At 63.2% G+C, this 23,270-nt stretch carries 19 protein-coding genes; 4 read left to right on the forward strand and 15 right to left on the reverse strand.

The window, feature by feature from the left end:
- Positions 1–58 precede the first annotated feature (58 nt).
- Together MU516_RS08430 and hppD are read right to left on the reverse strand one after the other, a co-directional pair.
- On the reverse strand, positions 59–412 hold the full coding sequence (locus MU516_RS08430; protein ID WP_260276760.1) for a Rieske (2Fe-2S) protein: 354 nt from the start codon (positions 410–412) through the stop codon (positions 59–61).
- Positions 413–452: 40 nt separating this feature from the next.
- Complete coding sequence (gene hppD, locus MU516_RS08435; protein ID WP_260276762.1) at positions 453–1,565, reverse strand: 4-hydroxyphenylpyruvate dioxygenase; 1,113 nt, start codon at positions 1,563–1,565, stop codon at positions 453–455.
- Between the two features lie 101 nt (positions 1,566–1,666).
- Between hppD and MU516_RS08440 the strand changes: the two genes are divergently transcribed.
- The 3 genes from MU516_RS08440 to metH all read left to right on the forward strand — a co-directional run bounded on the left by MU516_RS08440 (position 1,667) and on the right by metH (position 6,022).
- A complete protein-coding gene (locus MU516_RS08440) occupies positions 1,667–2,164 on the forward strand; it encodes an Lrp/AsnC family transcriptional regulator (protein ID WP_260276763.1) in 498 nt (165 codons plus the stop codon).
- 113 nt (positions 2,165–2,277) lie between these two features.
- On the forward strand, positions 2,278–3,321 hold the full coding sequence (locus MU516_RS08445) for a homocysteine S-methyltransferase family protein (RefSeq protein ID WP_260276764.1): 1,044 nt from the start codon (positions 2,278–2,280) through the stop codon (positions 3,319–3,321).
- Entirely contained in the window at positions 3,314–6,022 is a 2,709-nt protein-coding gene (metH, locus tag MU516_RS08450; protein WP_260276765.1) for a methionine synthase, read from the forward strand. The genes MU516_RS08445 and metH overlap by 8 nt, the downstream gene beginning before the upstream one ends.
- A 37-nt stretch (positions 6,023–6,059) precedes the next feature.
- Here the strand turns inward: metH and MU516_RS08455 are convergent, their stop codons facing one another.
- The 5 genes from MU516_RS08455 to xdhA all read right to left on the reverse strand — a co-directional run bounded on the left by MU516_RS08455 (position 6,060) and on the right by xdhA (position 13,459).
- Positions 6,060–7,493 carry a mannose-1-phosphate guanylyltransferase/mannose-6-phosphate isomerase gene (locus tag MU516_RS08455; RefSeq protein WP_260276766.1) on the reverse strand — a complete coding sequence of 478 codons (1,434 nt, stop codon included), beginning with the start codon at positions 7,491–7,493 and terminating at the stop codon, positions 6,060–6,062.
- Between the two features lie 197 nt (positions 7,494–7,690).
- Complete coding sequence (guaD, locus tag MU516_RS08460; RefSeq protein ID WP_260276768.1) at positions 7,691–8,974, reverse strand: guanine deaminase; 1,284 nt, start codon at positions 8,972–8,974, stop codon at positions 7,691–7,693.
- Positions 8,962–9,702: a xanthine dehydrogenase accessory protein XdhC gene (gene xdhC, locus MU516_RS08465; RefSeq protein WP_260276770.1), complete on the reverse strand. Its 741-nt coding sequence runs from the start codon at positions 9,700–9,702 to the stop codon at positions 8,962–8,964. The genes guaD and xdhC overlap by 13 nt, the downstream gene beginning before the upstream one ends.
- The gene (gene xdhB / locus MU516_RS08470; RefSeq protein ID WP_260276772.1) at positions 9,699–12,005 is read right to left on the reverse strand and encodes a xanthine dehydrogenase molybdopterin binding subunit; all 2,307 of its coding nucleotides are present in this window, start codon (positions 12,003–12,005) and stop codon (positions 9,699–9,701) included. The genes xdhC and xdhB overlap by 4 nt, the downstream gene beginning before the upstream one ends.
- A 2-nt stretch (positions 12,006–12,007) precedes the next feature.
- On the reverse strand, positions 12,008–13,459 hold the full coding sequence (xdhA, locus tag MU516_RS08475; RefSeq protein ID WP_260276774.1) for a xanthine dehydrogenase small subunit: 1,452 nt from the start codon (positions 13,457–13,459) through the stop codon (positions 12,008–12,010).
- Between the two features lie 112 nt (positions 13,460–13,571).
- Here xdhA and MU516_RS08480 point away from each other — a divergent pair, with 112 nt between their 5' ends.
- Positions 13,572–14,465: a LysR family transcriptional regulator gene (locus tag MU516_RS08480; RefSeq protein WP_209055395.1), complete on the forward strand. Its 894-nt coding sequence runs from the start codon at positions 13,572–13,574 to the stop codon at positions 14,463–14,465.
- Positions 14,466–14,505: 40 nt separating this feature from the next.
- On the opposite strand, the gene MU516_RS08485 is transcribed toward MU516_RS08480, so the two are convergent.
- From MU516_RS08485 to bhcC, 8 genes are all read right to left on the reverse strand, one after another.
- Positions 14,506–15,936, reverse strand: coding sequence for a PepSY-associated TM helix domain-containing protein (locus tag MU516_RS08485; protein WP_260277011.1), 1,431 nt, complete (start codon positions 15,934–15,936; stop codon positions 14,506–14,508).
- Between the two features lie 75 nt (positions 15,937–16,011).
- Positions 16,012–16,371, reverse strand: a complete 360-nt coding sequence (locus tag MU516_RS08490; protein WP_260276776.1) for a hypothetical protein — start codon at positions 16,369–16,371, stop codon at positions 16,012–16,014.
- Positions 16,372–16,429: 58 nt separating this feature from the next.
- A complete protein-coding gene (locus tag MU516_RS08495; protein ID WP_425606833.1) occupies positions 16,430–17,683 on the reverse strand; it encodes a urate hydroxylase PuuD in 1,254 nt (417 codons plus the stop codon).
- Between the two features lie 3 nt (positions 17,684–17,686).
- Entirely contained in the window at positions 17,687–18,040 is a 354-nt protein-coding gene (gene uraH / locus MU516_RS08500) for a hydroxyisourate hydrolase (RefSeq protein ID WP_260276778.1), read from the reverse strand.
- Positions 18,041–18,282: 242 nt separating this feature from the next.
- Positions 18,283–19,635 carry an 8-oxoguanine deaminase gene (locus tag MU516_RS08505; RefSeq protein ID WP_260276779.1) on the reverse strand — a complete coding sequence of 451 codons (1,353 nt, stop codon included), beginning with the start codon at positions 19,633–19,635 and terminating at the stop codon, positions 18,283–18,285.
- Positions 19,619–21,109 (reverse strand): nucleobase:cation symporter-2 family protein, encoded by a 1,491-nt coding sequence (locus MU516_RS08510; protein WP_260276781.1) that lies wholly within the window; start codon positions 21,107–21,109, stop codon positions 19,619–19,621. The genes MU516_RS08505 and MU516_RS08510 overlap by 17 nt, the downstream gene beginning before the upstream one ends.
- A 35-nt stretch (positions 21,110–21,144) precedes the next feature.
- The gene (bhcD, locus tag MU516_RS08515) at positions 21,145–22,107 is read right to left on the reverse strand and encodes an iminosuccinate reductase BhcD (RefSeq protein ID WP_260276782.1); all 963 of its coding nucleotides are present in this window, start codon (positions 22,105–22,107) and stop codon (positions 21,145–21,147) included.
- Positions 22,107–23,270, reverse strand: coding sequence for a 3-hydroxy-D-aspartate aldolase BhcC (gene bhcC / locus MU516_RS08520; RefSeq protein WP_260276783.1), 1,164 nt, complete (start codon positions 23,268–23,270; stop codon positions 22,107–22,109). The genes bhcD and bhcC overlap by 1 nt, the downstream gene beginning before the upstream one ends.

The raw sequence follows: 23,270 nt of genomic DNA on the forward strand, positions 1-23,270 counted from the left end.
GCTGACTGCCCCCGGACCCCCGCTGGTGTATTCGCGAAAAAGAACCCGAATGGCGGCGTTATCCGCCGATCACCAGCATGCCGTTTTCCAGCGACACCGGAACGGGATCGAGGCCGCAATCCGCCCCCTCGATCGCCCGGCCCGTGCGCAGATCGAAACGTGCGCCGTGCCCCGTGCACAGCAGCATCGTGCCATCCGCCGACAGCATCTGGTCGCCCCGATAGTTCAGCGGCAGATACTGGTGCGGACAGGCATTCACATAAGCAAGATAGCCCCCCGCATCCTTCACCATCAGCAGGGGGAATTCACCCTTCTCGGTGCTGAGGCTCACGGGGTGGACATCGGTCACCTCGATCGCTGCACAGATCGGTGTTCCCGGCGCGGGGGCGGTGCTGTAATCACGCCAACTCATGCAAACCGGCCCCGCCGCTCCTCCGGCGGGGCCATCCTCCCTACTTGGCCGGTGCGGCGTCAAGGACACCGCGCCGGATCTGGTCTTCCTCGATCGATTCGAACAGCGCCCGGAAATTGCCCTCGCCGAAGCCGTCATCGCCTTTGCGCTGAATGAATTCGAAGAAGATCGGCCCGATCACAGTCTTCGAGAAGATCTGCAGCAGGATGCGTGTCTCTCCGCCGCCGACCACACCTTCGCCGTCGATCAGGATGCCGTGTTTCTTCATTCGTTCGATCGGTTCCTCGTGCCCGATGACGCGCTTTTTCGACATCTCGTAGTAGATGTCCGGCGGGCCGGGCATGAAATCCATTCCAGCCTGGCTGATCTGGTCCGTGCCGGCATAGATATCGTCCGAGGCAATGGCGATGTGCTGGATGCCTTCGCCCTTGTATTCCTTGATATATTCCTCGATCTGGCTGTGATCGTCGGTGGATTCGTTGATCGGAATCCGGATCTTGCCATCGGGCGAGGTCAGTGCGCGGCTAACAAGGCCGGTCTGCTTGCCCTTGATGTCGAAATACTTGATCTCGCGGAAATTGAAGGTGTCGTGGTAGAATTTGTACCAGGTGTCCATGTTGCCGCGGATCACGTTGTGGGTCAGGTGATCCAGATAGTAGAAGCCGAAGCCCTTGGGCCGTGGATCAACTTCATCCAGCCAGTCGAAGTCGGCCTCGTAGGCGCTGCCCTCGTCACCGTAGCGGTCGACGAAATACAGCAACGAGCCGCCGATGCCATAGACCGCCGGTGCCTCGATCGACTTGCCGTCGCCCGCATATTCCTTGGCCCCAAGGTCCAACGCGCGCTTCAAAGCGGCCTGCGCATCCACGACGCGCCATGCCATCGCCGGTGCACAGGGACCGTGTTCCTTGACAAAGCCTGCAGCGTGGCTGCCCGGATCGGCGTTCAGCAGATAATTGATGTCACCCTGACGATACAGCGTGATGTCCTTGGACTTGTGCTTCGCGACGGGCACGAAGCCCATCTGACGAAAGATCCTGTCCAGCTTTTCGGGTTGCGGATGGGCATACTCGACGAATTCGAAACCGTCGGTGCCTGCCGGGTTCGCCTTGGAAATCGTGGCTTTCGGGGCATTATGCGGGAATGGGCCCATGTGCTCCTCCTGTTCGGTGCGTTCCTGTCGCTATGGTTTCAATATCGTGTGGGATCGATGCACGAAGCTTGCGAAGCGCGGAACTTCTGCGGCATGATTGCATGAAACATGCACTGAATACCTCACAGGCGCGCGAAATGGATCTGGATGGCTTTGACATTGCATTGTTGGCTGCATTGCAGCGTGACGGATCGCTGACCAACGCGGCGCTGGCCGAGGTGGTCAACCTGTCGGCGTCGCAATGTTCGCGCAGGCGCGCGGCGCTGGAAAAGGCCGGGATCATCGACGGCTATTCCGCACGCCTGAACGCGACCAGCCTTGGGTTCGGGCTGCGGGCGATCATTCGGGTCAACCTGTCCAGCCACGGGCAAAGCAAGGAAGACGACTTTGCCCGCTTCGTGGCCAGCCATCCACAGATCCGGTCCGCGTTCTCGGTGTCGGGCGATGCTGATTACGTTCTTGATATCCGGGCGCGCGATCTGGATGCCTTCGCGGACTTCATCCACCGCCATCTGCTGCCACATCCGCAGGTCGCACAGGTGCGGTCCGAAATCGTGCTGAAGACGCTGAAGGATGATCGCGGCATCCCGTTGCGCTGACGTGGCACAGAGCGCGCGATTATCGAAATGACTCATCATCTTCTGGAAAATTATGAATTTGCGCACAGCGCCGCCGATCTTTATGTTCCGGCTTTCCCAGCAAGAGTGTGACCATGACCGGCAAACTGAAACAATCCGCTGCCTTTCAGGACCTGAACAGGCTTGCCGCCGAACGCATCCTGATCCTGGATGGCGCCATGGGCACGCAGATCCAGAATCTGGGGCTGGACGAGGACGACTATATCGGGCGAGGATCCGGCCATGCCTGCCGGCACCATTCCGACCACCCGCAAAAGGGCAACAACGATCTTCTGATCCTGACCCAGCCCGAGGCCGTCGAGCAGATCCACTACAACTATGCCATCGCCGGGGCGGATATCGTCGAGACCAACACGTTTTCCTCGACGACGATCGCACAGGCCGACTACGGGCTTGAGCAGGCGGTTCACGACCTGAACGCCGAAGGCGCTCGCGTGGTTCGGCGCGCCCTGGATCGGGCCACGGCAGAGGATGGCCGGCCGCGTTTCGTTGCTGGCGCGCTTGGCCCGACGAACCGGACCGCGTCGATCAGTCCGGACGTAAACAATCCCGGCTATCGTGCCGTCACGTTCGAGGAATTGCGTGTCGCCTATCTGCAGCAGGCGACGGGGCTGATCGAAGGCGGCGCGGATATCCTGCTGATCGAGACGATCTTCGACACGCTGAATGCAAAGGCCGCGATCTTTGCCTGCCTGCAGGCGATGCAGGCGCATGGTCAGGCGCTGCCCCTGATGATCTCGGGCACGATCACTGATGCGTCGGGCCGTACCCTGTCCGGTCAGACGCCGACCGCATTCTGGCATTCTGTCCGCCACGCGCGGCCCTGGACGGTCGGTCTGAACTGCGCACTTGGCGCCGCGGCGATGCGCCCACATTTGGCGGAACTCTCGGGTGTGGCTGACACGCTGATCTGCGCCTATCCGAATGCCGGCCTGCCAAATGCGTTTGGCGAATATGACGAGGGCCCACAGGACACTGCCGTTCAGGTCGCCGAATTCGCCCGCGAGGGTCTGGTGAACGTGGTCGGCGGCTGTTGCGGCACAACGCCCGACCATATCCGCGCCATCGCCGAGGCGGTGGCCGAATTCAGCCCGCGAAAGGTGCCCGAATATGCCTGAACGTCAGCTTCGCCTGTCCGGCCTGGAACCCTTTGTGCTGACCTCCGACATTCCTTTCGTGAATGTCGGTGAACGCACGAACGTCACCGGCAGCGCCCGGTTTCGCAAGCTGGTCAAGAACCGCGACTACGCCGCCGCGCTGGAAGTGGCGCGCGATCAGGTCGAGAACGGTGCACAGATCATCGACATCAACATGGATGAGGGCTTGATCGACAGCCGCGCCGCCATGGTCGAATTCCTGAACCTGGTCGCTGCCGAACCCGACATCGCGAGGGTTCCGATCATGCTCGACAGCTCCAAGTGGGAGGTGATCGAGGCTGGTCTGCAATGCGTGCAAGGCAAGCCGGTCGTGAATTCGATCAGCATGAAAGAGGGCGAGGACCAGTTCCGCGAACAGGCCGCGCTTTGTCTGGCCTATGGCGCCGCGGTCGTGGTCATGGCCTTCGACGAACAGGGTCAGGCCGACACGGCGGAACGCAAGATCCAGATCTGCGCCCGTGCCTACAAGATCCTGACCGAAGAGGTGGGCTTCCCGCCCGAGGACATCATCTTCGACCCGAACATCTTCGCCGTCGCCACCGGGATCGAGGAACACAACAACTACGGCGTCGATTTCATCGAGGCGACGCGCTGGATCCGCCAGAACCTGCCCCACGCCCATGTCTCGGGCGGTGTGTCGAACCTGTCCTTCAGTTTTCGCGGCAACGAACCCGTGCGCGAGGCGATGCATGCGGTGTTCCTGTATCACGCCATCCAGGCGGGCATGGACATGGGCATCGTCAATGCCGGGCAGCTGGCGGTCTATGACCAGATCGATCAGGAGCTGCGCGACGCCTGTGAAGACGTGGTGCTGAATCGCCGCGACGATGCGACCGAACGGCTGCTGGAGATCGCCGAAAGGTTCCGGGGCGATGGCAGCGGACAAAAGCGAGAAAAGGACCTGTCCTGGCGCGAACTGCCGGTCGAAAAGCGACTTGAACATGCGCTGGTCAACGGCATCACCGAGTATATCGAGGCCGACACCGAAGAGGCCCGCCAGCAGGCCGAACGCCCGCTGCACGTCATCGAGGGACCGTTGATGGCCGGGATGAACGTCGTCGGCGACCTGTTCGGCGCCGGCAAGATGTTCCTGCCGCAGGTGGTCAAGTCCGCGCGCGTGATGAAACAGGCTGTTGCGGTGTTGCTGCCTTACATGGAAGAGGAAAAACGCCTGAATGGCGGGACGGAACGTGAAAGCGCCGGAAAGGTGCTGATGGCAACGGTCAAAGGCGATGTCCATGACATCGGCAAGAACATCGTCGGTGTCGTTCTGGCCTGCAACAATTACGAGGTGATCGATCTTGGCGTGATGGTGCCGCCGCAGAAGATCCTGGAAACCGCGCGGGCGGAGAATGTCGATGTGATCGGTCTGTCCGGCCTGATCACGCCATCGCTGGACGAAATGGTCCACGTCGCGGCGGAAATGGAACGCGAAGGCTTTGTCGTGCCGCTGCTGATCGGCGGCGCGACGACCTCGAAGATCCATACCGCAGTCAAGATCGCGCCGCGATATCACAAGGGTGCCGCCGTATATGTCACCGATGCCAGCCGTGCCGTCGGGGTCGTGTCCTCGCTGCTCAGCCCGGCGCAGCAACAGGCCTATATTGACGGAATCCGTGCCGATTACGCCGATGTCGCGGATCGCCATGAACGCGCCGAGGCCGCGAAAAGCCGACTGTCCCTGCAGGCCGCGCGCAACAATGCCTACAAGGTGGACTGGACCGGCTGGCAGGCGCAGACGCCGCAGTTCCTGGGACGCCGCGTCATTGACGACTGGGATCTGGCCAAGATCGCGGACTATATCGACTGGACACCGTTCTTCCAGACATGGGAGCTGAAAGGCGTCTATCCGCGCATTCTGGACGACGAGAAACAGGGCGAGGCTGCGCGCAACCTGTTCCGCGACGCCCAGGACATGCTGGCCCGCATCATCGAGGGCAAGTGGTTCCGACCGCGCGCGGTTGTCGGCTTCTGGCCCGCCAATACGGTGGGCGACGACATCCGGCTTTTCACCGGTGACGACCGCAACGAACCGCTGGCCACGCTGCACACTTTGCGCCAGCAGGTGACCAAACGCGGTGGCCGGCCGAATGTCGCGCTGTCCGATTTCGTCGCGCCCATGGGCAGCCGCGACTATGTAGGGGCGTTCGTCGTGACCGCAGGCCCCGAGGAAACCGAAATCTCGGCACGCTACGAACGCGCAAACGACGATTACGGTGCGATCATGGTCAAGGCGCTGGCAGACCGCTTTGCCGAAGCGATGGCCGAGATGCTGCATGAACGTGTGCGTCGCGAATACTGGGGATATGCCCCGCAAGAACGATTCAGCCCATCGGAACTTATCGCCGAGCCCTATGACGGCATCCGCCCCGCCCCCGGCTATCCTGCGCAGCCGGACCACACGGAAAAGACCACCCTGTTCCGGCTTCTGGACGCCGAGGCCGCGACCGGAGTCACCTTGACGGAAAGCATGGCGATGTGGCCGGGCAGTTCGGTCTCGGGGCTCTATATCGGTCACCCCGAGGCGTATTACTTTGGCGTGGCCAAGATCGAAGAGGATCAGGCCCGCGACTACGCGGCGCGCAAGGGAATGACGCTGGAAGAAACCGAGCGCTGGCTGGCACCGGTGCTGAACTATACCAGGACGGTCAGCGCGGCCTGATCGCCGCGCGCCGCTTGGCCCGTCATCTGTTTAGTGACTAGTCCTTGCTGTCGCGGGCATAGACATCCTCATAGCGGATGATGTCGTCCTCGCCCAGATAGCTGCCGGTCTGCACCTCGATCAGGACCATCGGAACCTTGCCGGGGTTTTCCATCCGGTGAACGGCCCCAAGGGGCACATAGATCGACTGGTTTTCCGTCACCAGGGTCACGGTCTCGTCCACCGTGACCCTTGCCGTGCCGCTGACCACGATCCAGTGTTCCGACCTGTGCACATGGCTTTGCAGCGACAATGCAGCGCCAGGTTTCACCACGATCCGCTTGACCTGAAAACGGTCGGCCAGGGCCAGCGTCTCGAACCAGCCCCAGGGGCGGTGATCGCGCGGAAACGCCACGGCCTGCTTGCGGTTCTTCTTCTTCAGCGCGGTCACCGCCTGACGGACGTCCTGCGCACGCGACTTGTCCGCAACCAGCACCGCATCGCCGGTCGCCACCACCATTACATCCCGCAACCCGATGCCGACGACCTGCAGATCATCGCTGTCCGACCGCAGCAGGACATCGTTGCAATCGATGGCGGTCGAGTTCTGATCCGCAACCACGCCCTCGTCGGACGGATGGCGACCCAATTCCTCGCGCCAGACCGCATCCCAGCCGCCCAGATCCGACCAGCGCCCGGAAAACCGCACGACGGTCAGGTTGTCGGCCTTTTCCATCACCGCGTAGTCGATCGAATTGTCCGGCAGCTTGTCCCAGGGATCGCGCGCCAAACGCAGGAACCCGATATCGGTCCTTGCCTGGTCAAGCGCCGCTTGCACCAGATCCAGGTATTCTGGCGCATGTGCCCGAAATGCCTCGATCATCGCCCTGGCGCTGAACAGGAAGATCCCCGCGTTCCAAAGAAAATTGCCCTGATCCAGCATCTGGGCCGCGCGTGCGGCATCGGGTTTTTCGACGAAACGGGCAAGGGGTTGCGGCCCCTCGCCCTGACCGGCCAGTTCCAGATAGCCGTAACCCGTCTCGGGCCTGTCGGGCGCGATTCCAAAGGTCACGATCCGCCCTTCAAGGGCCGGCTTCGCCCCGGCCTCGACCGCGGCGGCAAAGGCCTTGGCATCGGGAATGACGTGATCGGAAGGCGCGACAAGCAGCAGCCTGTCAGGATCCTCGGCTGCGACCATCAACGCGGCGGCCAGAACCGCGGGCGCGGTGTTGCGACCAGAAGGTTCGATCGCGATCGCACCCGGCGCAATGCCGATCTGGTCCAGCTGCTCGGCGACGATGAAGCGGAAATCGGCGTTGGTCATGACGATCGGATCGGTATAGCCCGCACCCGACAACCGCTTGGCCGAGGCCTGAAACAATGTTTCCTCGCCGATCAGCGGGGCGAACTGCTTGGGAAAGCTTTTGCGCGAAACGGGCCACAGACGGGTGCCAGACCCGCCCGCCATCAGAACCGGTGTAATCTTACTCATTCAAAGACCCCTCGAACACGCCCCGCGCGCCCCCTTTTGCCACACGCCGCCGACTCCGGCGACATTCCCAAGGACGATTCGCCCGCAGGCTGTACGATCCGCCGTGCCAATGCACGACGCGCCCCGCCTGCCTTGTCCCATTTCAGGGATAGCCGATGCAACGGGACCCGCCAAGAGAGAGGCGCGCGCGATTTGATCTAGTCGGTTTTTTTCATGGGCTTGCCGGCCACATAGGTCTGCGCGACGGCGCGATCGTCGCCCATGATCTGAAGAATGAACAATTCCTCGGCAAGGGTTTCGGCGCGTTCGGCACGTAGGGCCATCGCCGGTGTGGCGCGTGCGTCCAGAACCACCAGATCGGCATCGCTGCCTCGCGCAAGCGTGCCGATCCGATCCGCCATGCCCAATGCCAGCGCATTCCCCCGCGTGGCCCAGTGGAACGCCGTCAGCGGATGCAGCTTCTGGTTGCGCAGCTGCAGGATCTTGTAGCCTTCGTTCAGGGTCTGCAGCATCGAGTAACTGGAGCCGCCACCGACATCAGTGGCGATGCCGCTGAGGATGCCCGCGGCGCGCAGCCCGGCCTCGTCAAACAGGCCCGATCCCAGAAACAGGTTCGAGGTCGGGCAGAACACGGCCCGGCTGCCGGATTCCGACATGCGGGCGATTTCGCGTTCGCGCAAATGGATGCAGTGTCCCAGCAGCAACCTGTCGGAAAGCAGACCATGTGTTTCGTAGATATCCAGGTAGTCCCGCGCCTTGGGATAAAGGCTGAGGGTGAAATCGATCTCGTCCAGATTTTCCGACATGTGGGTCTGGACATGGCAATCGGGATGCTCGCGAACCAGTGCGCCGGTCGCCTGCATCTGTTCGGGGGTCGAGGTGATGGCGAAGCGCGGGGTGATTGCATAACGCTGGCGGCCGCGCCCATGCCATTTCTGCAGCAGGCGCTTGCTGTCGTCATAGCCCTGCTGCGGTGTATCCTGAACCTCGGGAATGGCGTTGCGATCCATCATCACCTTGCCCGCCACCATCGCCATGTCGCGCGCCTCGGCAGCCGCAAACAGGGCCTCAACCGAAGTCGCGTGGACGGAACAGAAGGCGACCGCCGTGGTCGTGCCATGCGCGGTCAACTGGTCAAGAAACAGGCCCGCCATCCGGGTCGCATGTGCGTGATCGGCAAATCGTGCCTCTTCGGGAAAGGTATAGGTGTTCAGCCAGTCCAGAAGCTGCGCACCCCAGCTGGCAATGACCTGCACCTGCGGAAAATGGATATGCGGGTCGATGAACCCCGGAAGGATAAGGTTCGGACGGTGGTCGATCTCGGCCAGATCAGGCCGCGCCAGCGTGGTGTAGTCATCCACGGCAAGGATCTTGCCATCCTCGATCAGGATGGCCCCGTCCTCAAGGAAGCGGTGATTGTCCTGCGTATCGGCAGGATCGGCGTGAAAGTCGAGGACACGGCCCCGGATCAGCTGTTGCATGAGATCTTTTTCAAGGAAGAAGCTGCGGTCAGCCGGGCCATCAGCTCGGCGGCGGTATAGGCGGCGATCACCGCCGGGCGTTTGTCGGGCGAAAACCCCGCGCCGATCGGGGAGGTCAATGGCGCGGGGTCAAGGCCACGATCGCGCGCGAAACGGGAAAATTGCGCGCGCTTGGTGGCACTGCCGATCATGCCCACATAGGCCAGATCGTTTCGGGCAAGGGATTCGGCGGCCAGCAGGAAATCCAGCGCGTGATCATGGGTCACGATGACCACCGCGGTTCCGGAATCGGCCGCGCGGATCTGGGCCTCGGGCAAGGCGGTCAGCAGCGTGTCCAACCCCGGCGCAGCCTGGGCCAGTTCCTCGGGGCGGGTATCGATCAGCCGGGCATGCACGGGCAATGGTTGCAACGCCAGCGCCAGCGCGCGTCCGACATGACCTGCGCCGAAGATCAGCACCTTGGGGTGCGCTTCGGGTGTCGGCCCTTGGCGGTCCAGAAGCAATTGCACCCGGCCGCCGCAGCACTGGCCGATCTCGGGGCCAAGCGGGATGTCCATGCTTGCCTCGGTCTCGCCGCGCGCCAGCATCTGCCGGGCGCGGTCGATGGCCATGTATTCCAGTTGGCCCCCGCCGATGGTGCCGGTAACCCGGTCGGCCGCGACAAACATTTCAGCGCCGGCGTCGCGCGGGGTCGATCCGCGCGCGGATATGACCCGGACCCGGATCATCCCTTCAGCCGGTTCACGGCCATCAGGACCCGCTCAGGCGTGGCGGGCGCATCCAGACGCGCGGGTTCGCGGTAACCCGCGACCGAAGCGACCGCCATGTTGATCGCCTCGAACACCGAGATCCCCAACATGAAGGGCGGCTCGCCCACGGCCTTGCTGCGTTTGATCGTGCGTTCGGCGTTTTCCGCCCAGTCCGCCAGCTTCACGTTGAAGACACGTGGCTTGTCCGAGGCCAGCGGGATCTTGTAGGTCGAGGGTGCGTGGGTGCGCAGCCGGCCCTTGTCGTCCCACCACAATTCCTCGCAAGTCAGCCAGCCGGTGCCCTGCACGAACGCGCCCTCGACCTGGCCCCGGTCGATCGCCGGGTTCAAGCTGCGTCCGACATCATGCAGCACATCGGCACGATCGATGACATATTCGCCGGTCAGCGTATCGACCGAAACCTCGGCCACCGCCGCACCATACGCATAGTAGTAGAAGGGCCGACCCCGCCCCGTCGCGCGGTCCCAATGGATCTTGGGCGTCTTGTAGAACCCTGCCGCCGACAGATGGATCCGCGCCATATAGGCCGCCTTGATGACCTCGTCGAAGGGGATCTCGTGGTCGCCGGCGCGGATATGGCCGGGCACGAACTTGACCTCGTCGCGCGGCGCCTGCCAGCGTTCGGCGACGAAATCGATCAGCCGCGCCTTGATCTGTTCGGCCGCGTCCAGCGCCGCCATGCCGTTCAGGTCGGTCCCCGACGATGCCGCCGTGGCCGAGGTGTTCGGCACCTTCTCGGTCGTGGTGCGGGTGATCTTGATGCGGCCGATGTCGCACTGGAACGCCTCGGCGACGACCTGCGCGACCTTGGTGTTCAGCCCCTGCCCCATCTCGGTTCCGCCATGGTTCAGCGCGATCGAGCCGTCGGAATAGATATGGATCAGCGAACCGGCCTGATTGTACCAGGTGGCGGTAAAGCTGATGCCGAACTTCACCGGTGTCAGCGCGATGCCCTTGCGGATCGTGCCGCCCTTCGCGTTCCAGTCCAGCACATCCTGACGGCGCGCGTTGTATTCGCTGCTCTCCTCAAGTTCCTCGAAGATGCGCGGCAGGATCTGGTCCTCGACCTCTTGGTGATAAGGCGTCAACTGCCCGTTCTGGTAGAGGTTCAGCTTGCGGATCTCCAGCGGATCGCGGCCAAGCGCATAGCCGATCTCCTCGACGATCCGTTCGGCGACGATCACGCCCTGCGGACCGCCAAAGCCCCGGAACGCGGTGTTTGAGACGGTGTTGGTACGCATCGGATGGCTGCGCAATTCGACATCGGGGTAGAAGTAGGCGTTGTCGGCATGGAACAGCGCGCGGTCGGTGACCGGCCCCGATAGGTCCGATGAAAAGCCGCAGCGCGCATACCAGTCGCCCGAGACTGCAAGGATGCGGCCGTCATTATCGAATCCGACCTCGTAATCGACCACGAAGTCATGGCGCTTTCCGGTCGCGGTCATGTCGTCGTCGCGGTCGGGGCGGATCTTGACGGCGCGGTTCCAGCGTTTCGCCGCGACCGCCGCCACGCAGGCGAACAGGTTCATCTGCGTTTCCTTGCCGCCAAACCCGCCGCCCATGCGCCGGACATTCACGACCACCGAATGACTGGCCACGCCAAGGACATGCGCGACCATGTGCTGCACCTCGGTCGGGTGTTGGGTCGAGACGTTGATCAGGACATCCTCATCCTCGCCCGGCACAGCCATGGCGATCTGACCTTCAAGATAGAAGTGGTCCTGCCCGCCGATCTCAAAGCGGCGCTTGATCCGATGGGGCGCCTTGTCCATGGCCGAGGCCGCATCGCCGCGCCGCAGGGTCAACGGTTCGGTGACATAGCCATGCCCGGCCTCGCGCGCGGCGATCGGGTCCAGCGCATGAGGCAGCGCATCATAGCTGATCTTGGCCTTGTGCGCCCCCCGACGGGCCTGATCGCGGGTCTCGGCTATCACAGCAAACACCGGCTGGCCCCAGAAATGCACCTCGCCCTCGGCAAACACCGGCTCGTCATGTTTGCCGGTGGGCGAGACATCGTTGACGCCAGGCAGATCCTCGGCGGTCAGCACGCCCAGCACGCCGGGTTGTGCCAGCGTGTCAGTGAAATCCATACCGGTGATGCGGCCATGGGCACATTGCGACAGGCCCAGATAGGCGTGGATCAAGCCCGAGGGCTCGGCCAGATCGTCGGTATATTCGGCCCGGCCGGTGACATGCTTGATGGCGCTGTCATGGATGGTGTCGCTGTGGGCGACGCCGCGAATGATGGTTTCGTCTTTCATGGTCATTCTCCCACCGCGTATTTCAGCCGCACGGGCAGATCGGGTTCGGATTGTTCCAGCCAGAAACGCCGGAACAGGTTCGCAGCCACCGCGCTGCGGTATTCGGCGCTGGCCCGCCAGTCGGACAGCGGTGTGAAATCATCCGCGACGGCACGCGCCGCGGCCTCGAAGCTTTCGGCGGCAAAGGGCTGACCGGTCAGCGCAGCCTCGGCCCGGGCCGCGCGCTTGGGCGTCGCGGCCATGCCGCCAAAGGCCACCCGCGCCTCGGTGATGGTGCCGTCCTCGACATTCAGGCAGAAGCCCGCGGCAACCGCCGTGATATCGCTGTCGCGGCGCTTGCTGATCTTGTAGGCGGCAACAATGGCGTTTTGCGGGATCGGGATGATCACATGCTCGACGAATTCGCCCGGCGCGCGATCCTGCTTGCCATAGTCGATGAAGAAGTCCTGCAATGCTACCTCGCGCCGCACGTCGCCCTTGCGCAGCACGATCCGCGCGCCAAGCGCGATCAGCAACGGCGGCGTGTCGCCGATGGGCGAGCCGTTGGCGATGTTCGCGCCGACCGTGCCCATGTTGCGCACCTGCCAGCCGCCAATTCGCAGCCAGTAGTCCAGCGCGGCTGGGACATGTTCGGCGATCAGCGGCACTGCCTCGCTGTAGGTGACGCCCGCGCCAAGACGGATCTCGCCCTCGCGGACCTCGACGCCTTTCATCAGATGGCCGATGAACACCGCCGGAGAGATGTCGCGCATGAATTTCGTCACCCACAGCCCGACATCGGTCGCACCGGCAACGATGGTCGCCTTGGGATTGTCAGCCAGCACGGCGGCCAGATCGTCCGCATCGGCGGGGATAATGGCGCGTTCGTCACCCTTGCGCAGTTCGACCCGCTGGCCCTGCATCGCGCGCAGCCGGGCAGACACGGCGTCACGTTCAGCGGCCAGCGCGTCCTGCGCCTGCCCGCCCGCGCGGCCGGCGGCCAGCGCCGCCTTGACGATCGGTTCGTAACCGGTGCAGCGGCACAGATTGCCCTGCAACGCCTCTTCGATTTGGGTCACACCGGCGTCGGGATTGGTCATCCACAGCCCATACAGCGACATCACGATGCCCGGCGTGCAGAAGCCGCACTGGCTGCCGTGATGTTCGACCATCGCCGCCTGGATCGGATGCAGCCCGCCATCGGGGCCGCGCAGATGTTCGACCGTGACAACGTGGCAGCCGTGACAGGACGCAAGAAACCGGATGCAGGCATTGATCGGCTCGTACACAAGGCCGGCATCGGTCACCCGACCCAGCAGGACCGTGCAGGCGCCGCAATCACCTTCGGCACAACCTTCCTTGGTGCCGGTCAGGCGGCGGTCGATGCGCAGGAAATCCAGCAACGTATCGGCGGCGCCGACCTCGGTCAGCCGGATTTCCCGGTCATTCAGCAGAAAGCGCAACTCGGGCGTCATGGCATTCCCTCTTGGCTGTGAACCCGTCTGGAAGAGTAGGTCGTAAAAAAGGATTGCGAAATCGGTCGGGACACGGAAGACTTTACACGAAACATTGAAAGCGGGGGAGAAAATGTCTTATCTGGAAAGCCTGCGGGTCTTCGTCCGGGTGGTCGAACTGGGATCGATCACCGCCGGAGGGCGGGATCTGCGGCTGTCCCCCGCCGTGGCGTCCAACCGCATCAAGGATCTTGAAAATCGTTTTGGGGTCCGACTGCTGAACCGGACCACCCGCAAGCTGACCCCGACCGAGATCGGACGCGCCTTCTATGATCACGCCCGGCGCGTCATCGACACGCTGGACGAGGCCGAGGCGATGGTCAGCAGCTTTTCGGGCAAACCGCAGGGCGTGATCCGTCTGACGGCACCGCTGGGGTTGGGCCGACGACTGATCGCACCGCTGATCCCGCCTTTTTGCGACGCGAATCCCGGCGTGGATTTCAGGCTGCGATTGTCCGACCGCAACGTGAACATCGTCGAAGATGCCATCGACCTGGCCTTCTTTCTGGGAGAGCCGGCCGATTCCGCGCTGAAATGGCGCAAGATCGCGGATGCGCCGCGCGTCCTGGTTGCCTCGCCGGAATATCTTGCCGAACACGGAACGCCGCGAAAACCCGAGGAACTGGCGGATCACAACTGCCTGCTGCTGCGCTATCCCCGCAGCCCGGAATACTTCTGGGTTCTGCAGACCGATCAGGGTCAGCAGAAGATGATGATCAACGGTCGCTATGACACCGATGACGGCGATGTGCTGCGATCCTGGGCACTGGGCGGACATGGCATCGCCAATCGCCCGCTCTATGAGGTGTCCGAGGATCTGGCCTCGGGCAGACTGATCAAGATCCTGCCCGAGGCACCGCCCCTGCCCGCGCAATTCGGTTGCCTGACGCCACATCGCAGGCTGCAGGATCCAAAGGTGCGCATGTTCGCAGATTTCGCGGTTCGTGAATTGAAGAAGATCTTCTAGTTCAGATCATGCCGCGATCCCGGGATCGCGGCATGACCGATCAGGCAAATGCCCGTTTCAGCGCCGGCACCCGCGACAGGATCAGCCAGTCAACCAGCAGTACCGCCGCAAGCGTGATCCCGGCCATCGGGAAGGCCAGCGACACCACCAGGCCGACCGCCACGGCCCCCTGCCACAGCGGCATGTCTGCAGGCATCGGCGGGGCGGCCAGACGAAGCTGTCCCGCCGGGCGGCGCTTCCACCACATGGCCACGCCCGACACGCACAGGAATATCACCGACAGGCAGAAGGCGGTGTTTGCCAGCACGCTCCACAATCCCAGCGTGCCCATGTGCAGGGCAATTCCGACCGCCATCGCCTTGCCCATCAAGGAATAGTCGGCAAAGCGGATATCTGCCAGCACCTTGCCGCTGAACTGATCGACATGCACCACGCGGTCGCTGGTCGGATCGACGCTGTCGGTGCTCATCGAATCGCGGCTGAGAGTCCAGACGCCGGTGTCGCCTTGCGGAAGGTTCAACTGGTATCGGCCTTCATATCCGATCCGGCGGGCCAGCGCATCGACGCCGTCGATATCGACCGCGCCAGTAACGCCAGCCTGTCCCGCTTCGGAGCCCGACGCCGGCATCGGGGTCTGTTCCAGCGCCCAGGGCACTTCTTTCGGACCGTGGTTCATGGTCGCATGGACGTCTTCGGACAGCGGGATGTCGCCGTATTTTCCCGGAGGAAAGCTGGACCATGCCTGGACCAGCTTTTCACCCCACACGCCCGACCATGACAGACCCGAAATCAGGAAGAACAGCAGGAAGACCGAGATCCAGATGCCGACCGTCCCGTGCAAGGATTTCCAGAACGCGCGGCCCTTCGCCTGCAAGCGAGGCACGAAGGCGCGGGCAGCCCAGCCGTCGCGCGGCCACCACAGATACAATCCGGTCGCCAGCAGGACGATCCCAAGCGACGCAGCGGTCTCGACCACGCGATCGCCCATGACACCCAGCCGCAGGCCACCATGCATCTGATCGGCCCAGTCATACCAGCCGCTGCGGCGGGGAAACTGTTCCAGCACGGCGGCGCGATACGGATCGACCACGACCATCTGCGCGGCACCGTCTGCATCATCGACGCGGAAGATCGCGGCAAGGTCGGGAGATCGCGGTGCGACATACTGAACCAGTTGCCCGCCCGGAACCGTCGCAACCGCGGCATCGGCCTGAACCGACACCGCGACCGGTGCGCCCTGCGGGACCACGGCGGTCCTTTCGCCGTCGCGACCATCGATCCAGGCAATCCACAGCATCATCATGCCGGTCACCGCAAGGATCAGGAAAAACGGGATCACAAAGACCCCGGCATAGAAATGCCAGCGCCACGCGGCGCGATACAGCCTGGTCGCCCGGCCGGGATCGGCCGCCGACGCCGCGCCCCCAGTCGTTGCAGCCGCAGACTGCGGCGCAGAAGTTTCATATGTCATCATTCATCTCCGGTCACACCCGAAGCCGCCTCAAGCGGCGGGTGCAGGTTTCGCTGTTCTTGATCGCAAGAAGGGTCAGCCGCGCGGTGGCGCGCGGGCGAAACGGGTCGGCGCGTAATGATCGCCCGACCAGAGATGGGTGGTTTCGACAGGATGAAATTCGCGCGCCAGCGTGATCCACACCGGCAGCGCAACCTGGGACACGCTGTCCAACGCGTGCACCAGCAGACAGGGCGCGTCCTCATGCGGCGCCGGCGCCTTCGCAGGTGTTCCTTCGGAGGACAGCGAAATCTCTTGCAGGCCGTGGCCGGTGCAGATCACCACTGTCTCGCCGCCGGACAATCCCAGATCGGCCAGTGCCGCCGATGTTTTCGGCAGCACCACGCCAAGGATCACCCCCAGCAACAGGACAAGGCGCAGGATTCGCATCGACATCGCGATCCTGTTACCGATTCGCGCGCGATCCGTTAAGCGAAAAAATTCCGACCGGCATCTACATGCCGGCCAGATCGGCCCCGCCGGCCTCGCGGAACCAGCGGATCACCTGCCGCCGCTCGTCGGGTTCCATGAAGCTGACATTCGCGGGCGGCATGGCATCGGTCAGCCCGGCCTGAACATAGATTTCACGCGCGGCGCGGGCGATGTCGGCGGGGGTCTCTAGAAAGACCCCCTTAGGCGCGTGATAGATGCCTTCGTATACCGGTTCGCGCGCATGGCACATCGAACAGCGGCCCATGACGATGTCACTGACCTGATCAAATCCCTCTGCCTCGGCAAAGCGCTGTTCGATCGGCGACAGGGCACGCGCCTCGGATTCTTCGTAGCTGTCCTGATTGAGACCGATCGAGCTGAGCCACATCACCATGATGAACAGCACCGCCGTCACCGCCCAGGTCCACCACAGGTCGCCCTTGCGGGCATGCATGGTGTTGAAGAAGTGCCGGATCGTCACGCCCATCAGGAAGATCAGCGCCGCGATCAGCCAATTGTACTGGCTGGCGAAGGCAAGCGGATAGTGGTTCGACAGCATCAGGAACACGACCGGCAGGGTCAGGTAGTTGTTGTGCGTCGAACGCAGCTTGGCGATCTTGCCGTATTTCGGATCGGGCGCCCGCCCGGCCTTCAGGTCGGCAACGACGATCCGCTGGTTCGGCATGATGACCAGGAACACGTTGGCGGTCATGATCGTCGCGGTGAACGCACCCAGGTGCAGCAGCGCGGCGCGTCCGGTGAAGACCTGATCGTACCCCCAGCCCATCACGACCAGCGCGACGAACAAAAGCAGCATCAGCGTCGTCGGCGTCTCACCCAACTTGGACTTGCACAGCGTGTCATAGATCAGCCAACCGATCGCCAGCGACCCGCCCGAGATCGCAATCGCCTGCCAGGTCGCTAGGTCCATCTTGGCCGGGTCGATCAGATACAGGTTCGCGCCAGCCCAGTAGGTGACCATCAGCAGCGCCGCACCCGACAGCCAGGTCGCATAGCTTTCCCATTTGAACCAGGTCAGATGTTCGGGCATCCGTTCGGGCGCGACCAGGTATTTCTGGATGTGATAGAAGCCGCCGCCATGGACCTGCCATTCCTCGCCATGCGCGCCCTTGGGCATGTTGGGGGCCTTGGTCAGACCAAGATCCAGCGCGACAAAGTAGAAGGAACTGCCGATCCACGCGATGGCCGTGATGACATGCAGCCAGCGGATCGCGAAGGCCAGCCATTCCCAGATGACGACATAATCGGGAATCATCGCTCAGCTCCCCCGATAGGTCGAAAACCCGAACGGCGAAATCAGCAGCGGGACGTGATAGTGGTCCTGCTGCGACATGCCGAAGCGGATCGGGATGATATCAAGAAAACGCGGAGTTTCGGCCGGCACGCCGGTCTTGTCCATCCACGCGCCGGCATGGAATTCCAACTCGTATGTGCCGGTCCGAAACTGGTCTTCTGGCAGGATCTGCCGGTCGGTGCGGCCATCGGCATTGGTCATAAGCCGCGCCAGTTCGGTGCGGTTGTCACCATCGCGGCGGTACAGGACCACCTCCATGCCCTCGGCAGGTGTGCCGCGGGCGGTATCAAGAACATGGGTTGTCAGGTAACCCGGCATCTGCGCCTCCCCTGATTATCGCTGCCAGATTGATAACCGATCCGTGGCCACAGGCGAGATAGCCTGTAAGCAAGGCAGTCTTAAGATTTCGTGGAAAATCCCGCTTGGGAACGGATGGAAGTGCCGCCTGTGGTCGCGAAACAGCAAGACCCCCGCCAATGGCGAGGGCCTGTCTTGTCATGATCCGTTGGCAATAATGATTGTCGGTCGGTGCGGTCGCGTAAAGGCGCCACGCCTGCATCTCAGCCTGCCAGCCGCGCAACCGCGCTTTTCGCGCGGCGTTGAAGATCGCGGGTATCGGCGGTCAGAAGACGATGATCATCGACCACCGCCCTGCCTCGTACATAGACCGCACGCGGGCGAACCGGGGCACAGAAGACCAGCGCGGCGACAGGGTCCCACTGGCCGGCGGCCGCCAGTTCGCCGACATCCCACAGCACCAGATCGGCCTGCATTCCGGGCATCAAGGCACCGATATCGCGCCGCCCCAGCACCCGCGCCCCGCCGCGCGTCGCGATCTCCAGCGCCTCGCGCGCACCAAGTGCGCCGGGCCCGTCGCGCAGTCGCGCAACCAGCATCGCCTGCCGCGCCTCCAGCCCCAGATGGCTGCAATCATTGCTGGCCGATCCATCCACGCCCAGTCCGACCGGCACACCCGCATCGCGCATCGCGCGGACCGGGGCGATGCCGCTGGCCAGACGCGAATTGGAACAGGGGCAATGCGCTACACCGGTGCCGGTCCGCGCGAACAGATTGATCTCGTCACCCGACAGCTTGACGCAGTGGGCGTGCCAGACATCATCGCCCGTCCAGCCCAGGCTTTCGGCGTAATCGCCCGGCAGCATGCCGAAATTCTCCAGCGAATAACGGATATCCTCGTCATTCTCGGCCAGATGGGTGTGCAACCGCACGCCTTTCTCGCGCGCCAGAACGGCGGCGTCACGCATCAGTTCGCGGCTGACCGAGAAAGGCGAGCACGGGGCAAGCCCGACCTGCACCATCGCCCCCTCGGCTGCATCGTGATAGGCATCGACGACACGTTCGCTGTCCTTCAGGATCGCGGCCTCGTCCTCGACCAGTTGATCGGGGGGCAAGCCGCCCTTGCTTTCGCCGATCGACATCGCGCCGCGCGTGGCGGTGAAACGGATGCCGATATTCGTGGCCGCCTCGATGCTGTCATCCAGCCGCGACCCGTTAGGATACATGTAGAGATGGTCCGACGAGCAGGTGCAGCCTGACATCGCCAGCTCTGCCAGCCCGATTTCAGCGGACAGGCGGATGTCGTCGGGCGTCATCCGCGCCCAGATCGGGTAAAGCGTCTTCAGCCAGCCGAACAATGCCGCGTCCTGCGCCGCAGGCACCGCGCGGGTGAGCGTCTGGAACAGATGATGATGCGTGTTGACCAGACCGGGCGTCACGACGCAGCCCTCGGCCTCGACCACCTGCGCATTGTCGCGCGGCAGGCCCTGGCCCGCCGCGACGATCTTTCCGTTCTGGATCAGCACATCGCCATTCGCGATCTCGCGGCGGTCGTCGTCCATGGTAACGACGACCTCGGCGCCCCTTATCAGCAGCCGATCAGATGTCGGCTGCATGACCCGCCTCGCGCATTTCGGCCTCATCGACACTTGGTGCGCCATTGTAGAACCAGTTCAGCAGCACCGCGGTGATCGCAGCCAACAGAATGCCCGAATGGATCAGCGGATGGATCGCGTGCGGCATCCACTGGTTGAAATGCGGCGCGATCATCGGGATCATGCCCATTCCGATCGAGATGGCCACGATGAACAGGTTGTGGCGGTTGCCCGCGAAATCCACGCGGCTGAGGATCCGCACCCCGGTCGCCGCAACCATGCCGAACATCACCAACCCGGCGCCGCCCAGAACGGTGGTCGGCAGGCTTTCGACCAGCGCCCCCATCTTCGGGATCAGTCCCAGCACGATCATGATCGCGCCCCCCGCAACGCAGACATAGCGCGAGCGGATGCCGGTCACCCCGACCAGCCCGACATTCTGGCTGAAGGACGTATAGGGAAAGGTGTTGAACAACCCACCGATTGCCGTCCCCAACCCGTCCGCCCGCAGACCGGCGGCCAGCGATTTCTGGGTGATGGGTTTCTTGCACATGTCGCCAAGCGCCAGGAACATGCCGGTGGATTCGATCATCGTGACCAGCATGACCAGAAGCATGGTCAGGATCATGATCGGATCAAAGGTCGGCATCCCGAAATGCAGCGGCTTGATCAGCGCGAACCATTGCGCCGAGGCGACCTTGTCGAAATGCATCATGCCCAACATTGCCGCCGCCACGCCGCCGACCGCGATACCGACCAGAACGGCGATATTGGCAAGGAAGCCCTTGGCATAGCGCGACACGACCAGAATCGTACCCAGCACCAGCAACGCGATCAGGATATTGCGGCCCGACGCGTAAAGCGGGTTCGGTACCGTCGCGGCCAAGGCCACGCTGGCGGGCACGTCGCCTGCCGCACGCGCGCTTTCCAGCCATGCGGCGGCTTCCGGATCGACGACATTTGGCGCGGTGGGACCGACCTGAAGCCCGAAGATCCAGTTGATGCCGATCGGCATCAGGCTGATCCCGATCGTCAGGATCAGCGTGCCTGTCACGACCGGCGGAAAGAACCGCAGCATCTTGCTGATGACCGGGGCGATCAGGATGCCGATGATCCCCGCCGCAATGATCGATCCGAAAAGCGCCCGCGCGCCCTCGTGACCGGGCATCGAGGTGGCGATGGCGACCATCGGGCCTACGGATGCGAAGGTCACGCCCATCATCACCGGCAGCTTGATCCCGAAATACTGCGTCGCACCAAAGCTTTGGATGATCGACACGATTCCGCAGACGAACAGATCGGCCGAGATCAGAAACGCGACCTCCTCGGGGGGCAGGTTCAGCGCCCGCCCGACGATCAGCGGAACCGCGATCGCGCCCGCATACATGACCAGCACATGCTGGAAACCAAGAGTGATGAGCTTGGGTGCCGGCAGCACCTCATCGACGGCGTGAACCCTCGCCTCTCTGCCGGCGTCATAGCTTGCATCAGACATAGCGGACCTCCCTTTCCACGAATGTCGGATTGAAATCAGATCTCGACTTCGATGGCCTTTCCCTGTTGTTTCGCCAGTTCGACAACAGCGCCCGCGACCGCAAGATCCTGCAGACCGACGCCGGTGCCGTCAAAGATGGTGACTTCCGCATCGCCACGCCCCTCGTGATCGCCGGTGATAACCCGGCCTATCGCGGTGACATCGCTGTCGGAAATCTTTTTCTGCGCCGCGGCGTGCTGGAATTCACCAATGCTGACCGATTGGGCAACCTCGTCGGTGAACAGCCGCGCCCGCCCGACCAGCGCCGGGTCAAGCTCCTGCTTGCCCTTCGTGTCGGTGCCCATGGCCGCGATATGGGTCGAACCCTTTACATGCGCGTCCATCAGCAGCGGTTCGAACGCCGAGGTGATCGAGATGATCACGTCGGCCTCGGCCCCCAGGCGAGGCAGTTCGACCGCCTCGAAGGGCAGGCCCAGATCAGCCGCCGTATCAGCCAGGCGGGACAGCATCTCGGGATGCGGATTCCAGCCGATCACCTTCTCGAAGCTGCCGGTGCGGGCGGCTGCCCGCATCTGGAACGCGGATTGGTGCCCGGCGCCGATCATGCCCAGCACCTTGGCACCCTTCGGCGCCAAATGCTTGATGGATACGGCACTGGCCGCCGCCGTGCGCAAGGCTGTCAGCAGGTTGCCCCCCACCGCTGCCGCGACACGTCCGGTGTCGGGATCAAACAGGAACACGGTGGACTGATGGTTGATCAGCCCGTGCTTCTGGTTGTTCGGCCAGTAACCCCCGGCTTTCAGACCCAGATTCGCGCCCTTGCGGTCGAAACCGCCCTTGAACCCGTACAGCGCGTCTTCATACCCGATGGCCTCGCGGACCACCGGGAAATTATAGGCATCGCCCGATGCCATGGCGGCAAAGACCGCCTCGACCGCGTCGAATGCCGCTTCGGGCGTCATCAGCCCGGCGATTTCCTTCTCAGGGACGAACCACATCAGTAGGCCTTCCCGCGCGCGCTGACCGGCCACAGGGTTTCGACCTTGCCGTTGCGCACGCCGACATACCAGTCATGAACGTTGCAGGTCGGGTCACAATGGCCCGGCACCAGCCGCAGCTTGTCATTGACCTTCAACACGCCCTGCGGATCGTCCACGACTCCATGTTCGTCGCTGCACTTGATGTACTTCACGTCGTCGCGGCCATAGATGAAGGGCAGCCCGCTATCGACCGACTGGGCCTTGAGGCCGGCATCAACGATGGCCTTGTCGGCCTTCGCATGGCTCATCACCGAGGTCAGGATGAACAGCGCGTTTTCCCATTCGCCCTGGTCGATGCGGTTGCCGTCCTTGTCGAGGATGCGGCCATAGTCGGCATCCATGAAGGCATAGCTGCCGCACTGCAATTCGTTGTAAACGCCCGAATTGCTTTCAAAGTAGTAGCTGCCGGTGCCGCCGCCCGAGACCAGTTCCGGCTCCAGCCCGGCATCCTTCAGCGCGTCCACGGCTTCCTTGACCTGCGCGATGGCCGCGTCCAGCTTGGCCTTGCGGTCCTCGTAGCTGTCCATGTGCTGCATCGCACCCTGATAGGCCTGGATGCCGGTGAATTTCAGCCCCGGTGCCGCATCGACGGCACGCGCGATCTCGACGACCGCATCGGCTGTCTTGACCCCGCAGCGGCCTGCGCCGCAGTCGATTTCCACGAAGACCTCGATCTGGGTGCCGTGCTTTTCCGCCGCTGCCGACAGATCGGCGACATTGGCCACATCGTCCACGCAGACGATGATGCGCGAACCATGCTTGGGCAGCTGCGCGAGACGGTCGATCTTCTTCGGGTCACGAACCTGGTTGCTGACCAGCACATCTTTGATGCCGCCGCGCACGAAAACCTCGGCCTCGCTGACCTTCTGGCAGCAGACGCCGACCGCGCCGCCCAGGGATTCCTGCAGCTTCTGGACATCGACAGATTTGTGCATCTTGCCGTGGCTGCGGTGACGCATGCCGTGGGCCTTGGCGTATTCGCCCATCTTCCTGACGTTCCGCTCCAGCGCGTCGAGGTCCAGGATCAGGCAGGGCGTCTGGATGTCCTTTTCGTCCATGCCCGGCAGCGCGGGCACGTCGAAGCCGACCTCGAGACCTTCGAAATTGGTGGGTGCGTTCAT

Origin of the sequence: Paracoccus maritimus (genome assembly GCF_025195095.1) — a bacterium.
Classification (GTDB): domain Bacteria; phylum Pseudomonadota; class Alphaproteobacteria; order Rhodobacterales; family Rhodobacteraceae; genus Paracoccus; species Paracoccus maritimus.

Bases quoted from the DNA above. Each gene is read 5' to 3' on its own strand.
- MU516_RS08430 (WP_260276760.1), bottom strand. From the start codon at position 412: ATGAGTTGGCGTGATTACAGCACCGCCCCCGCGCCGGGAACACCGATC.
- hppD (WP_260276762.1), bottom strand. From the start codon at position 1,565: ATGGGCCCATTCCCGCATAATGCCCCGAAAGCCACGATTTCCAAGGCG.
- MU516_RS08440 (WP_260276763.1), top strand. From the start codon at position 1,667: ATGAAACATGCACTGAATACCTCACAGGCGCGCGAAATGGATCTGGAT.
- MU516_RS08445 (WP_260276764.1), top strand. From the start codon at position 2,278: ATGACCGGCAAACTGAAACAATCCGCTGCCTTTCAGGACCTGAACAGG.
- metH (WP_260276765.1), top strand. From the start codon at position 3,314: ATGCCTGAACGTCAGCTTCGCCTGTCCGGCCTGGAACCCTTTGTGCTG.
- MU516_RS08455 (WP_260276766.1), bottom strand. From the start codon at position 7,493: ATGAGTAAGATTACACCGGTTCTGATGGCGGGCGGGTCTGGCACCCGT.
- guaD (WP_260276768.1), bottom strand. From the start codon at position 8,974: ATGCAACAGCTGATCCGGGGCCGTGTCCTCGACTTTCACGCCGATCCT.
- xdhC (WP_260276770.1), bottom strand. From the start codon at position 9,702: ATGATCCGGGTCCGGGTCATATCCGCGCGCGGATCGACCCCGCGCGAC.
- xdhB (WP_260276772.1), bottom strand. From the start codon at position 12,005: ATGAAAGACGAAACCATCATTCGCGGCGTCGCCCACAGCGACACCATC.
- xdhA (WP_260276774.1), bottom strand. From the start codon at position 13,459: ATGACGCCCGAGTTGCGCTTTCTGCTGAATGACCGGGAAATCCGGCTG.
- MU516_RS08480 (WP_209055395.1), top strand. From the start codon at position 13,572: ATGTCTTATCTGGAAAGCCTGCGGGTCTTCGTCCGGGTGGTCGAACTG.
- MU516_RS08485 (WP_260277011.1), bottom strand. From the start codon at position 15,936: ATGACATATGAAACTTCTGCGCCGCAGTCTGCGGCTGCAACGACTGGG.
- MU516_RS08490 (WP_260276776.1), bottom strand. From the start codon at position 16,371: ATGTCGATGCGAATCCTGCGCCTTGTCCTGTTGCTGGGGGTGATCCTT.
- MU516_RS08495 (WP_425606833.1), bottom strand. From the start codon at position 17,683: ATGATTCCCGATTATGTCGTCATCTGGGAATGGCTGGCCTTCGCGATC.
- uraH (WP_260276778.1), bottom strand. From the start codon at position 18,040: ATGCCGGGTTACCTGACAACCCATGTTCTTGATACCGCCCGCGGCACA.
- MU516_RS08505 (WP_260276779.1), bottom strand. From the start codon at position 19,635: ATGCAGCCGACATCTGATCGGCTGCTGATAAGGGGCGCCGAGGTCGTC.
- MU516_RS08510 (WP_260276781.1), bottom strand. From the start codon at position 21,109: ATGTCTGATGCAAGCTATGACGCCGGCAGAGAGGCGAGGGTTCACGCC.
- bhcD (WP_260276782.1), bottom strand. From the start codon at position 22,107: ATGTGGTTCGTCCCTGAGAAGGAAATCGCCGGGCTGATGACGCCCGAA.
- bhcC (WP_260276783.1), bottom strand. From the start codon at position 23,270: ATGAACGCACCCACCAATTTCGAAGGTCTCGAGGTCGGCTTCGACGTG.